A 12,218-nucleotide genomic window follows, 5' to 3' on the forward strand; every position below is an offset into this window, starting at 1 on the left:
GACGCTAGTGGGCGGGATCGAAGTCGACGTGGACCCGGCCCTGTGCCGGCACCTCGACGTCCAGTTCCTCTCCGCAGTGGGCAAGGAGGTACCTGCCCGCGTGCTGCGGTGAACGCGCCGCGAGTGAGACCCGGGTCGGCCGGCGGTGCCGCCAGGCCAGGTCCACGTGGATCCCGGGACGCGCAACCAGGCCGGTGACCGCACCATCGTCGAGGCCTGGGGCGAGCGCCGGCAGCACCTCGATCCTGCCTGGGCGGTGGCTCTGCAGCAGGGACTCGACGAAGGCGCCGAGGAAGCCGAGGTTGCCGTCGATCTGGAACGGGGGATGAGCCGCGAACAGATTGGGGTAGAGCCCACCTCGGTGCGCGATCCCCGCCCCATCGTCGGCCGGCCTCAGCACGAGGTTGAGCAGACGACCCACCGCCGCACCGTCGCCCAGGCGCGCGCGCAGCGCGATCTTCCAGGCCAACGACCAGCCCGTTGAGTCGTCACCGCGGGCGTCGAGTGTCGCGGCGGCCGCGGCGTCCACCGGGCCGGGCTCAGCGGCCCCGGGGTACCAGCCGAACAGGTGAGACAGGTGCCGATGCTGCACATCCTCCTGCTCGCGCGGCTCCCCCCACTCCGCGACCGTGCCGTCCGCCGAGACCCGGGGCCCCGGTATCCGGGTGGCCATCTTCCGCGCCTCGTGCGCGATCGGATCCTCCGGGTCACACGTGGCCGCGATCTCCGCGGTGAGCAGGAGGACGTCCCGGACCAGGGCGCGGTCCATCGCCGAGGACCGGGTCAGCGATGCCGGCCGGCCCTGATGGAGGTAGCGGTTCTCCGGGGAGGTCGACGGGCTCGTGTAGGGCACCCCGTCGGCGTCCAGGCGCAGAAAGTCCAGCAGGAACCGCGAGGCGCCGCGGGCAACGGGCCAGAAGCGCCGCAGCGTGTCCTCATCCATCCCGCCGAAGCGTCGCTGTTCGTCGAACTGGCGCACCAGCCACGCTCCACCCATCGCCCACTGCGACCAGGACGCGTCGCCGTTGGTGGGGAGCGTGTAGGCCCAAGCGTCCGAGTTGTGATGCGCCACCCAGCCTCGCGCTCCGTAGAGGCGACGTGCGGTGTCCTGCCCGCGCTCCGCCAATGCCTCCAGGAGAGGAAGGAGCGCTCGATGACTACCGGAGGCCCCAGTGCTCTCGGCGCCCCAGTAGTTCATAGGCAGGTTGATATTGAGCGTGTAGGCCGACGACCAGGGGGGCTGCAGCTCAGCGTTCCAGATCCCCTGGAGGTTCGCCGGCAGGCAACCGTCGCGGCTGGAGCTGAGCAGCAGGTAGCGACAGTACTCGAGGAGGAGCGCCACCAGGGCCGGGTCGGTTGCGGGCACGTCGCCGCCCGCAGCCCCGGCGCGGAGGCGCTCAGCGGGATCCCGCCCGGTCGCGGCCGCCCCGTCGAAGGCGCGATCAGGGCCCAGGCGCACCGTGAAGCGTCGGGCGCGCTCTGCATGGGCGAGTACGTGCCGGCGTAGGGCCTCGTCGGGCACGGCGGTGGCGCGCATGACTGCCCTGCCGATGGCGTCCTGGAGCGCCTCGGGTGGTCGAGTGGCGCTGGTGAAGGTGGTCTCCAAGGCGACCGCCACGTGCGTGGACGTGGCGCCTCGGATCAGGAGGGCCTCCCCGTCGGCGGCAGGCTCGCCGTCCGTGGTGACACGCAGCCGCACGACGGCGTGCAGCGGCTCGATGCCTGGCAGGTCCCAGGTCAGGGCCGGCGAGTCGGGCTCGTGACTCGGCGCGACGTCCGCCGGGAGCGCCGCGACCAGCGTGAGGGCGTCGGCCGCCACCTCCGTGGACACGACCTTCAGCGGCGTCGACAGGCTGATCCTCACCTCACCCGGGGTGCTGGAGCACACGGTGTGGACCAGCACGTCATCCTCCAGGCAGGTGGCGGTGGTCATCTCCCAGGTGCCGCCGTCGACGGTGAGGGCGGCGGTGTGGACGCCGGTGGTCAGATCCAGGGTCCGGGTCACGGCGGCACCGGCGGTGGGGAGCTGCACTTCCACTTCCCCCACCGGCAGGAAGGCCTGCGAGTAGCCGTGCTGCAGGGGGCGCAGCGCCTCCTCGGCGCCCACCGGATCGTCCGCGTCGATCAGGGCGCGGCCGCGGGACAGAGCGGCGGACGCGTCCAGGGGATCGACCAATCCCTGGGCCGCTGAGCCGACCCCACCTGACCAGGCGGTGGCCTCGTTGAGCCCGATGCGCACCCGGGTCGGTTCCACGCCCACCATCGCGCCCAGACGCCCATTGCCCAGGGGCAGTCGGTCCAGCCAGGACTTGGAGGCATGCCGGTAGGTCAGGCTGGTCATGCTGCGCCACCGCCGGGGTTGGATTCGCGCACCACGGCGACGTCGCCCGCTGCGATCGTGTGCCGGCCCTGGATCTCCTCGCCGCTGAGCAGGTTCAGCCCGGACACGTCCACTGCCCGGGGGGTGTCGGTGTGGTTGATGGCGAAGAGGTAGCTGGCGCCGCCCGCGCGTCGGCGCACCAGCTCCAGCCCGTCGTAGGGTGCGGTGGGCAGGCCCGCCTCGGCGAGGACCCGCGCCAGGAACACTGTCAGGGACGCAGCCTCGAGCCGCGTCGACACATAGTGGACGTGCCCACCGCCAGGCCGGACAAGACGGGTGACGGCCGGTGCGCCGGCACCGATGACCGGATGGGCATCGGCGGTGTAGCTCGCCACTGCCTCGGCGCCCCGCAGCTGGAGCACCTCGGTCCAGGAGCCACCCGAAGAGCCGTCGGACAGGGTGACCCGCGACGCGTCGGGCAAGGGCACATGCTCCTCGACCCTGATACCCGCTAGCTCAGCGAACGCACCCGAGTAGCTGCCCTGTCGCACCCGGAGGTGCTCGTCGGTGGAGCCCGCGAAGTGCCACACGGCGAGGTGGCCGCCCTGCTCGACGTGACGGGCGAAGGCCGAGGCCTGAGCGTCGCTGACGGCGAGCAGGGAGGGCACCAGGACGACGTCGTAGGCGGACAGATCCCCATCGGGGGACACCACATCGGCCACCACACCCAGCTCCCAGAGCGCGGTGTGCACGCCTCGCACGGCCGGCAGGAACTCCACGTCGGCCGACGGCAGGGCCGGGGTCTGGGCAGCCCACCAGGCGTCGGCGCTCCACACGATGGCCACCCGTGCCTCGACGACGGGACCTTCCCCAGGATCCGCGACCGCCTCGGCCACCGACTCCAGCTCCGCTCCCAACTCGGCGAGCTCCCGGAAGATCCGCGAGTCCGCGCCCACGTGCGGCACCATCGCGGAGTGAAAGAACTCGGCGCCCACCAGGGGGGAGCGCCACTGGAAGAACAGGGAGCCCATGGCGCCACGGGCCAGGTACTGGTAGGTGTTTCTGCGCATCCGGCCCGGCTCCTTGGGGAGCATCCGGCCGCCGGCACAGTCGTAAATGAGGCTGGTCGCCTGTTCCATCAGCAGCCAGGGCCTGCCGCCGGCGAACGACCGGGCAAGGTCCGCGCCGAAGGCCACGTGGGTCTCGCCCGCCGGGCCGGCATCGTCGAGATAGTGATCGATCGAGACCACGTCGATCTCGCGGGCGAAGGCCCACTGGTCGTAGTGGTTCCAGGTGGGGAGCATGAAGTTGGTGGTGGTCGGAACGCCCGGGGTGAGCTCCCGCACCACGGCCACCTGGTCGCGGAGGCAGTCCAGCAACACGTCGGCGCTGAATCGTCGGAAGTCGAGGACGTGCGAGGGGTTGGGGAGGTACTGGGTGGCCTGCGGGGTGTGGAGGTCCTGCCAGTCGCTGTAGATCTGGGACCAGAACGGCGTGTTCCAGGCCGCGTTCAGGGCGTCGAGATCGACGTAGCGTCTCCGCAGCCACGCCCGGAAGGCCTCGTCGGTGACAGGACCGTGGGAGAGGGTTCCGTACTCGTTGTGCAGGTGCCACATCGCCAGGGCGGGATGCGCGCCGTAGCGCTCCGCGAGCACGCGGGTGATCCGCACCGCCGCCTCTCGGTACGCGGGGGCAGCCGGATTGTAGGTGTCGCGGCTGCCGTGGATGAGGCGCACCCCGTCCGCTGTGACCGGCAGCGCCTCCGGGTGGGCACGTGTGAACCAGGGCGGGGGAGAGGCGGTGGGGGTGGCCAGGATTGCCCGCGCGCCCGCCGCGTGCAGCCTGTCCATGGCATCGTCCAGCCAGCCGAAGGTGTAGCGACCCTCGGCCGGCTCCAGCGACGACCAGGCGAACACCCCGACGGTCGCGGTGTTGACATGGGCGGCGGCCATCAGGTCCATGTCCTCGTCGAGAACACTCGACGGCCACTGCTCCGGGTTGTAGTCGCCGCCGAACCACACGCCGTTGGCAAACTGTCGAAACGATTCGATCCTGCTCACGCGCTCACAGTACACGCAGCCGCCCAGCAGCGGAACACCTCTCTGGGTTGCGTTCTGCATCCGAGGGGGGAACCGGACCCGCCGCCCGCCCCCGGTGGAAGGGGAAGTGCGGACGGCGGGTTCACGAGCATGCCGGGGCCGGCACGCGGGCGGTCAGTGGGCGGCGGTAACGGTGGGGAAGTCCTGGCCGATGGAGGCCAGCATCTCCTTGAACCAGTCCTGGTTGAGGTCGAACGGCTTTCCGCCCTTGATCCGGTCGAACGCGATGGCGCTCAGCACATCACCGTTCTCCTCGTCGTGGCCGATGACACCGGCCTCGCCCTTCAGGGCGGAGTCGACGGCGAGGTCTGTGCACTCCTTGATGAGGGCGAGATCCGCGTCGTTGGCGGCGGCGGAGCGGGAGAAGTATCCGGACTTCTGGATCATGACCTTCTCCGCGTTCAGCTTGTCAGCGAACTTCGACGCGAACCAGGCACCGGGGTTGATCTTGTCCAGCTTCACGTGCCCGAACGGGTCGCGCGGGACCTCCTCGCCTGCGCCCTCCATCTCGGCGACGATGGCGTCCAGGCCGGCACCCTCGGACAGGAAGATGGTGACGTTGCCCACCTCGTCCATGATCTTTCCAAGGCGTTCGGCCTCCTTGGCGATGTCGATGACGCCTTCGGGCACGTAGACGCCGTGGACGTCCCACGCCTCCCGCGACAGTCCGATCTCCGGCAGCCACTCCTGCGTGTCCAGCCAGGCGCGGTACTCGGCCGCGGTGGCGGCGGTGAGCCACCCGCAGTGACGGCCCATCACCTCGTGGACGATGAGCATGCGTGAGCCGGAGTTGTGTTCACCGACGATGTTCTTGGCGAAGACGGCGCCCTGCTCGGCCGCGGTCCACGCGCCTAGGGACTGCTTGATCGGGATGACGTCGTTGTCGATGGTCTTGGGCAGGCCCACGACGGTCAGGCCGTAGTCGTGTTCGGCGAGGTAGGCGGCGAGGTCTGCTGCGGTGGTGTTGGTGTCGTCGCCGCCGATGGTGTGCAGCACATCTACGCCGTCTGCCACCAGGCGGTCCGCTGCCACCTGGAGCGGGTTGGCCCCCTCCGCGACCAGTCCGCGCTTGACGAGGTCCTTGGCGTTGGTCAGCTTGACGCGGGAGTTGCCCACCGGAGACCCGCCGAACTTGTGCAGAAGTGCCGCGTTGGCGCGCACCGTGTCGTCGACGACGAGGTAGTCGCCCTTGAGCAGGCCTTGGTACCCGTGGCGGTAGGCGATGATCTCGATCTCCGGTGCCACCTGCGTGTAACGCTCGATCAGGCCACCGATGGCGGAGGAAAGGCAGGGGGCGAATCCGCCGGCCGTGAGGATGGCTACCTTCTTGACCATGAGGGTCCTTTCGTGAAGTTCTGTGTGGATTCCACCCTATTGCACGCGCCCCGGAGCGGCGGCTCTGGGGCGACGATGCACCGCAGGACCGGGGTTGTCCACAGGCGTTCGCGGATGACCCCCACACTTGGCACGATGTCCCCATGAGAGTGCGGCGAAACGAGCGCGGATTGAGCGGCTCGGTCCAGGCTGTGGTCCTGCTGCCGGTCAGCATCGGGATCATGTTCAGCCTGCTTCAGTGGTCGCTGCAGTACTGGGCCGAAGCTACGGCGCTGGCCGCCGCACAGCAGGGCGCGGCCGTCGCCTCGGCATACAACGGGACCCGGGCCGACGGGGAGGTAGCGGCCGCTGAGGTGGCGGACAACGGGGCGCTGTCCGGCGTCCGGGTCGAGATCGCCCGCGGCGCCCGGAGCACCACGGCCACGGTCCGCGGGCGCGCGGTCGTCGTCGTGTGGCCCCGCGAGATCAGCAAGGCGGTCACCGTGCAGACCGAGCGGCTGACCGGGTCATGATCGGTGAGGCTCGCAGGGGTGCGCAGCGGGGGTTGGCCCTCTCTGTTGAGGCGGTGGTGATCCTGCCGGTGCTGGTGCTGTTCATCGGCCTCCTCATCACCCTGGCACGGGTGGCCATCGCGGATCAGGCCGTCGGCTCGGCTGCGGCCGCGGCGGCGCGGGCAGCGTCCCTGGAGCGGGTCACGTCGAGCGCCCGGGCGGCGGCGCTGGACTCGGCCCGCGCGTCGCTGGCGCAGCGCAACATCGTCTGCCGCGACACCCGGGTCACCGTCGACGCCGACGGGGTGGGTCGGAGCGTGGGGGAGCGCGCCACGGTCAGCGCCGAGGTCCGCTGCCTCATCGAGATGAGAGACGTCAGCCTCCCGTTCATGCCGGGTGAGGTGGCGGTCTCCGCCACCCGCACCTCCCCGGTGGACCCCCTGCGCGGGAAGTAGAGTGACTGACATGACCACAACGAAGCAGCGCCGTATCGGCCAGTTCTCAGTCTCCCCGGTGGGCCTCGGAGCCATGCCATTCTCCATGAGCGACAAGCCGGAGAAGCCCTCCGAGGAGCAGGCGATTGCCACGGTCCACGCCGCCCTGGACTCCGGTGTCACCCTCATCGATACTGCGGACATCTACGCGCCGAGTTGGGATGCACTGGGCCACAACGAGCGGATCGTCGCCCACGCGCTGCGCAGCTACGACGGCGATGTGAGCAACGTCGTGGTGGCCACGAAGGCCGGCATCACGCGCGGCGTGGGGGAGACCTGGGGCCGTAACTCGGCGCCGGACTATCTTCGCAGCCGGCTGGAGTCCGCTCTGGCGACGCTGGGGGTGGACAAGCTGGACCTGTTCTATCTGCACCGCCCGGACCGCACTCGCGTCTATGGGAGCGTGATGGAGACCCTCGCCGCGTTCAAGGCGGAGGGCTTGATCGCGGAGATCGGCATCTCGAACGCCAACGTCGAGGAGATCCAGATCGCCGTCGACGTCCTGGGCGCAGGCGAGCTCGCCGCCGTCCAGAACGAGTTCTCCCCCCGGTTCAATGACACCAGCAAGTCCGAGCTCGACTTCTGCGCCCGTCACGGCATCGCATTCCTGCCCTGGTCACCCTTGGGCGGCACCGGCGGCGGGGCAGCCGCGGTCGGTTCCCGATTCCCCGTCCTGGCGGAGATCGCGGCTGCCCACGGGGTGTCTCCTCAGCGGGTGACCCTGGCGTGGGAGCTTGCCTTGGGGGACCATGTCATCGTGATCCCGGGCGCCTCGCGGCCGGAATCCATCATCGACTCCGCCGGCGCCATGGACCTGGATCTCACCGGCGATGAGGTGAATGCCATCTCCGCCGCCGTGCTCTGAGGTTTCGGTAGCCTGGGCCCATGGCCCAGTACTTCGACGTCCATCCAGACAACCCGCAACCCAGGGCACTGGCGCAGATCGCCAGGATCCTGGAGGGCGGGGGCCTCATCGCCTACCCGACGGACTCCTGCTTCGCTCTGGGGTGCGCGCTCGGCAACGCGCAGGGGATCGAGCGGATCAGACGGATCAGGCAGCTCGACGACAAGCACCACTTCACCCTGGTGGTCGACGAGTTCGCCAAGCTCGGCGCCTACGTCGAGATGGACAACTGGGCTTTCCGCGCCGTCAAGGCAGCCACGCCCGGGCCTTACACGTTCATCCTCAAGGCGTCCCGCGAGGTGCCGAAGATGATGCAGCACCCGAAGAAGCGCACCGTCGGTGTGCGCATCCCGGATCACCGCACCACCCTGGCCCTGCTCAAGACAGTGGGTGCGCCACTCCTGTCGTCGACGCTGCTGCTGCCTGGCCACGACGAGTCACTCACCGACGGCTGGGGCATCAAGGAACTGCTCGACCATCAGATTGATGCGGTGCTGGACTCCGGTGATTGTGGTGTCGAGCCCACAACCGTGGTGGATCTGAGCGGCGACGAGCCGGTGGTCGACCGCGTGGGTGCCGGGGACCCGTCGCCGTTCGAGTGAGCTGCAGCTTTGTGAGGCGGAGCGCCTCCTGACGATGGGCCCAATGCGGTCAGACGCAGGTGTGCCCCGGGCGGAGGGCCCAGGGCACACGAGGTCTACCCGCGTTTCAGCGACGGCCTCCGCCGAGCAGACCACCCAGGATGTCGCCGAGGATCCCGCCGCCGAGTCCGCCGGGCACCGTCGGCTGCTGTTGAGCCTGGGTCTGCGTGGGCCGTGACTCGGGCTCCGGCATCCGGAGGGTGCCATCGTCCGGTCCTGCTGTAGGCAGCCGGAACTGCGGCTGGGCGCTCGGCTCCGCCCGCGGCGCCTGCGCCTGAGGTGCCGCCGCACCACCACCGAGGATCTGGCCCAGGATGTCGCCCAGCCCACCGCCACCGGTCGGCGATTGCTGCTGCGGTTGGCCCTGGGCCTCGTCACGGCCCATCAGCTTTCCTGCCAGCCACGACATCACGATGGGGGCGAGGATGGGCAGGAGCTTCTGAATCAACGCGTTGCCGCCGCCGAGGCCGCCCAGCTGGTTGACGACCTGCTCCTCGTTGTCGCCGAAGACGTGGTGGGCAATCTTGGCGCCGTCCGCCTCGTCCACATCGTCGAGGTTGATGCCCCCCTGGACGAGCTGAGGGCTGTGCTGCCCGATCGCGGAGGCCAACGACGCCTCGCCGTCAGGATCCCGCGTGTTGGCGCCCATGCCCATCAGAAGTGCGGGGAGTGCGTTACGCGTTGCGGCCTCCACCTCTTGCGGGCTCGCCCCGACACGCTGAGCCAGTTGATCGATCGGGAGGGTGGACAGCAGTTCGTCGAAATCGAACATCAACAACTCCTTGTCAGAGATTCAGCGCGCGAGGTGCGCCTCATCCAAAGCTAGGCGACGGCGGCGGTCGCTGTGACCGATTCGCTTACACCCGTGGTCGCGGCCGGGCGTAGCGACGATCAGGCAGTGTCCCGGGTCAGTCGGTGGGCCCTGAACAGGCAGGCGAAGTCGGTGCCCATCGCCCGGCCCTGGGCGGCCAGCATCTCCGGAATGAAGTCCGCCGGGGCCGGGTGGTCCGGGATGTCGGCCAGGTAGGCGCCGTGGGCTTCGAGGGAACGCACGCCCGCGTCGACATCGGCGCGGGTCAGGACGGCGCCGTGCGTGGGGGAGTTGTCGGCGGAGACGAGCAGCCACGTGGTGGCCCACTTCGCCAACCCTTCATCCGCGGCGAGTTCGGGGTGGACCCACGTGTTGTCGGCGTCACGGACCGCGTCCAGGGTGACAAGGCCCGCCACGCGGTGGTCTGCCTGGTTGAGTCCCCATCCCACCTCCACGTCCCAGGAGCCCGTCACCACAACGTCGGGCTTGAATCTGCGAATCGCGCGGGCCACGTCGCGGCGGAGATCGAGCGAGTAGACAAGCATGCCGTCCGGATGGTCGAGGATCTGGAGGTCGGTGACGCCCACTTCGTCGCAGGCCGCGCGCTGCTCGAGCGCGCGCAGTGGACCCACCTCGGCCGGCGGGCGCTGCATGCCCGCCTCACCGGAGGTGAGGAGAAGGTAGGCCACCTCCGCGCCTTGGGCTACCCAGTGATGCACGCACGCGGACAGTCCGTATTCCACGTCGTCGGGGTGGGCCACGACGCACAGGATGCGCCGGAACCCGGCATCCGGCAGCGGCTCCAGGACGGGGCGGTCGGGCCCGCTCATGAGCGGGCCTTGTTTCCTTCGGGCGCGGGGCCGGCCAGCGAGGCCACTAGGCGCAGGATGAGGTCACGGGGGAGCGGCTCAGTGAGCGGGAACCAGAGGGTCCCTTTCCCGCGTACGTAGGATGCGAGCTCAGAAGCCAGCTCCGGGTCCGCAGGGACCGGATAGACGGCCACGTGATCCTTCCACCCGGATACGAAGACCTGTGCCCGGCCTTTCCCTTGCTTGTAGCCGATGATGCCGTAGCTGAACACCTCGTCGGCATGGGGGAGCGCTCCCTTCACCAACTCCCTCAGCTCGTCGAACATGGGCCGGGCATCTGCCGGGACGGCAGCCACGTACTGGTCCACGGTGGTCACCTTCTCCGCCGGTGATTCGCCCAGGGCGTAGGAGGCCTCAAGCATCTGCCGCAGGACGGCGAGGTCGACGTCGGCGAGTTTGGTGAGATAGAGGCACGATACGCCGGTCTTGTGCTTGCCAAGCTTCGCCAGGTGTTCGCTGTAGTAGCGGTCGAAGCCCTCGTTGAAGTAGACGGTGAGCGTCGCCTTGCGGGGGCTGAAGCCCAGCCTGGGCATGTCGCCCTCCCTGCCCGTGTCATAACGGTAGTGCTGCGACCCGAAGCCGATGATGCTCGGGCCCCACATCGTCGGCTTGTCACCGGTGATGTCCTGCATCATCGACATGAGCTCGTGGGCTTCGTTGCGCCGTCGCTCTGTGACGGTCTCCAGGAAGTCCTCGACGGGCACTGGGGTGGGGCGGGTGACGGCTTCTGCTGGCATCCGTCAACTGTCGGCGCATGCACCAGTGGTGTCAAGGGGTGTGCGAGGGGCGCGATCACGGCAAAGTGACATAATGCAGCTTATCGGTCAATTGCGTGGAGGCTCAACAGGCGCCGGAAACAGATCAGCTCCCCGATCATGGATCGAGGAGCTGAATCAGTCTGGTGGGCGATGGCGGTTTCGAACCGCCGACCTCTTCCGTGTCAGGGAAGCGCGCTACCACTGCGCCAACCGCCCGAGGTGGAGACGGGATTTGAACCCGTGTACACGGATTTGCAGTCCGTTGCCTCGCCTCTCGGCCACTCCACCTGGTGGAGCTATTACCCTCCCCAAACGGGTTGGGAGAGACTACATCTCCGAGCGGACGACGAGATTCGAACTCGCGACCCTCACCTTGGCAAGGTGATGCTCTACCAACTGAGCCACGTCCGCATGCGCTGTGTGCATTTGCCCTTGTGGGACAGCAGCAGCTGGCGCGAAGAAAACATTAGCGCACCCCCGGGGAGGACACAAATCAGCGACACCCTTCGTTCAGCCACACCTGCAACGAAGAGTCTCACGCCCACGCCTACACGGAGGGCCTCAGACCGTACCCGAGCTCTTAGAGTCGCCAGGGCTGCTCCCCCGTGCTCTGCCCCGGATCTTCCGGAGTCCCAAACCGGATAGGCCTTTCGCCAAGCTCGTCCCGTGACACATCTCAGTTGCCGTTACTACATCGGATTATCCAGAGAATCCGATGTAATAACCGGTAGAATCCAGACATGGCCACCCAACGCAGACACCAACTCGTCACCCGCGACGACGTGCCGCTGCCCCCGTACGAATGGAGCCACGACCGCTCCGGGGCGAAGTCGGCGTGGGGTGTGAACCTGCCGATCTCTGAGCGTCACGATCTGCAGCTGATGGCCCAGCGCGGCACCGCCGGCCGCTGGACCTGGACGCTCACCATCTACCGCACCGGCAGCACCGACCAGGTGACCCGCATCGCCCGCGGCGTCCAGCCCACCCTCACAGCCGCCAAACCCGCTGCCGAGGCCGCCGCCCGCACCTGGCTCGCCGAACAACTCGAGCTACTCGACGAATCCCATGTCTGAGGGGCACACAGGTCCACTGGAAACGGCTGGTGGCCTGCTCGCCGTTGATCATCAGGCGGGGGTGCTGCTGCCGGAGGACCTGTCGTTGGATGCGGCCGAGGCCGCGTTCGCCTCAGCGTCGAGGGCTTCGTCGACGCTGCGCGGGTACCGCTCCGACTGGACCGAGTTCGTCACCTGGTGCCGCGACAACCACCACACGGCGCTGCCCGCCACCGACATCGCGATCTCCCGCTACATCTCGGCGCTGGCCACCGCCGGGGCGAAGGTCGGCACGATCAGCCGGCGTCTGTCGACGATCCGGTTCGCCCACAAGGTCCGTAACCATCCCGACCCCACCCAAACCGCACGCGTGATCGCCGTCTGGGAAGGGATCCGCCGCCAGCTCGGGGCTCCCCCGGACCAGGCCCGCCCCCTCATGCCCCC

Annotated in this window: 12 protein-coding genes and 3 tRNA genes; 6 read left to right on the forward strand and 9 right to left on the reverse strand. The window is 68.9% G+C overall.

The features are described from left to right. Window positions 1–4 precede the first annotated feature (4 nt). The 3 genes from ACZK39_RS05060 to ACZK39_RS05070 form a co-directional block, all read right to left on the reverse strand. Window positions 5–2,341: a glycosyl hydrolase family 95 catalytic domain-containing protein gene (locus tag ACZK39_RS05060; RefSeq protein WP_463612697.1), complete on the reverse strand. Its 2,337-nt coding sequence runs from the start codon at window positions 2,339–2,341 to the stop codon at window positions 5–7. Beyond that, window positions 2,338–4,380, reverse strand: a complete 2,043-nt coding sequence (locus tag ACZK39_RS05065; protein WP_463612698.1) for a beta-galactosidase — start codon at window positions 4,378–4,380, stop codon at window positions 2,338–2,340. The genes ACZK39_RS05060 and ACZK39_RS05065 overlap by 4 nt, the downstream gene beginning before the upstream one ends. 153 nt (window positions 4,381–4,533) lie before the next feature. Further along, the gene (locus ACZK39_RS05070) at window positions 4,534–5,754 is read right to left on the reverse strand and encodes a pyrophosphate--fructose-6-phosphate 1-phosphotransferase (RefSeq protein WP_182782821.1); all 1,221 of its coding nucleotides are present in this window, start codon (window positions 5,752–5,754) and stop codon (window positions 4,534–4,536) included. Between the two features lie 143 nt (window positions 5,755–5,897). Here ACZK39_RS05070 and ACZK39_RS05075 point away from each other — a divergent pair, with 143 nt between their 5' ends. The 4 genes from ACZK39_RS05075 to ACZK39_RS05090 are packed head-to-tail and all read left to right on the forward strand — an operon-like array spanning window position 5,898 to window position 8,245. Beyond that, on the forward strand, window positions 5,898–6,266 hold the full coding sequence (locus tag ACZK39_RS05075; protein ID WP_182782822.1) for a pilus assembly protein: 369 nt from the start codon (window positions 5,898–5,900) through the stop codon (window positions 6,264–6,266). Further along, entirely contained in the window at window positions 6,263–6,700 is a 438-nt protein-coding gene (locus tag ACZK39_RS05080) for a TadE/TadG family type IV pilus assembly protein (RefSeq protein WP_182782823.1), read from the forward strand. Before ACZK39_RS05075 ends, ACZK39_RS05080 begins: the two co-directional genes overlap by 4 nt. Window positions 6,701–6,710: 10 nt before the next feature. Beyond that, window positions 6,711–7,604 carry an aldo/keto reductase gene (locus ACZK39_RS05085; RefSeq protein WP_182782824.1) on the forward strand — a complete coding sequence of 298 codons (894 nt, stop codon included), beginning with the start codon at window positions 6,711–6,713 and terminating at the stop codon, window positions 7,602–7,604. Window positions 7,605–7,624: 20 nt separating this feature from the next. Beyond that, window positions 7,625–8,245 (forward strand): L-threonylcarbamoyladenylate synthase, encoded by a 621-nt coding sequence (locus tag ACZK39_RS05090; protein ID WP_182782825.1) that lies wholly within the window; start codon window positions 7,625–7,627, stop codon window positions 8,243–8,245. 106 nt (window positions 8,246–8,351) lie between these two features. On the opposite strand, the gene ACZK39_RS05095 is transcribed toward ACZK39_RS05090, so the two are convergent. The 6 genes from ACZK39_RS05095 to ACZK39_RS05120 all read right to left on the reverse strand — a co-directional run bounded on the left by ACZK39_RS05095 (window position 8,352) and on the right by ACZK39_RS05120 (window position 11,133). Continuing rightward, a complete protein-coding gene (locus tag ACZK39_RS05095) occupies window positions 8,352–9,056 on the reverse strand; it encodes a DUF937 domain-containing protein (RefSeq protein ID WP_182782826.1) in 705 nt (234 codons plus the stop codon). A 119-nt stretch (window positions 9,057–9,175) separates the two neighbouring features. Further along, a complete protein-coding gene (locus ACZK39_RS05100; RefSeq protein ID WP_182782827.1) occupies window positions 9,176–9,925 on the reverse strand; it encodes a PIG-L deacetylase family protein in 750 nt (249 codons plus the stop codon). Then, window positions 9,922–10,701, reverse strand: a complete 780-nt coding sequence (locus tag ACZK39_RS05105) for a DUF1801 domain-containing protein (protein WP_182799973.1) — start codon at window positions 10,699–10,701, stop codon at window positions 9,922–9,924. The genes ACZK39_RS05100 and ACZK39_RS05105 overlap by 4 nt, the downstream gene beginning before the upstream one ends. A gap of 162 nt (window positions 10,702–10,863) precedes the next feature. Continuing rightward, window positions 10,864–10,938, reverse strand: a tRNA-Val gene (locus tag ACZK39_RS05110). Window position 10,939: 1 nt separating this feature from the next. Beyond that, window positions 10,940–11,010: transfer RNA gene (locus tag ACZK39_RS05115), tRNA-Cys, on the reverse strand. Between the two features lie 50 nt (window positions 11,011–11,060). Next, a tRNA-Gly gene (locus tag ACZK39_RS05120) sits at window positions 11,061–11,133 on the reverse strand. A gap of 329 nt (window positions 11,134–11,462) precedes the next feature. Between ACZK39_RS05120 and ACZK39_RS05125 the strand changes: the two genes are divergently transcribed. Together ACZK39_RS05125 and ACZK39_RS05130 are read left to right on the forward strand one after the other, a co-directional pair. Continuing rightward, window positions 11,463–11,795, forward strand: coding sequence for a hypothetical protein (locus ACZK39_RS05125; RefSeq protein WP_463612699.1), 333 nt, complete (start codon window positions 11,463–11,465; stop codon window positions 11,793–11,795). Beyond that, the coding region (locus ACZK39_RS05130) for a site-specific integrase (protein ID WP_463612700.1) at window positions 11,788–12,218 on the forward strand (431 nt) is incomplete at its 3' end. The genes ACZK39_RS05125 and ACZK39_RS05130, both read left to right, overlap by 8 nt.

It is taken from the genome of Tessaracoccus luoxuelianae, from assembly GCF_055326245.1.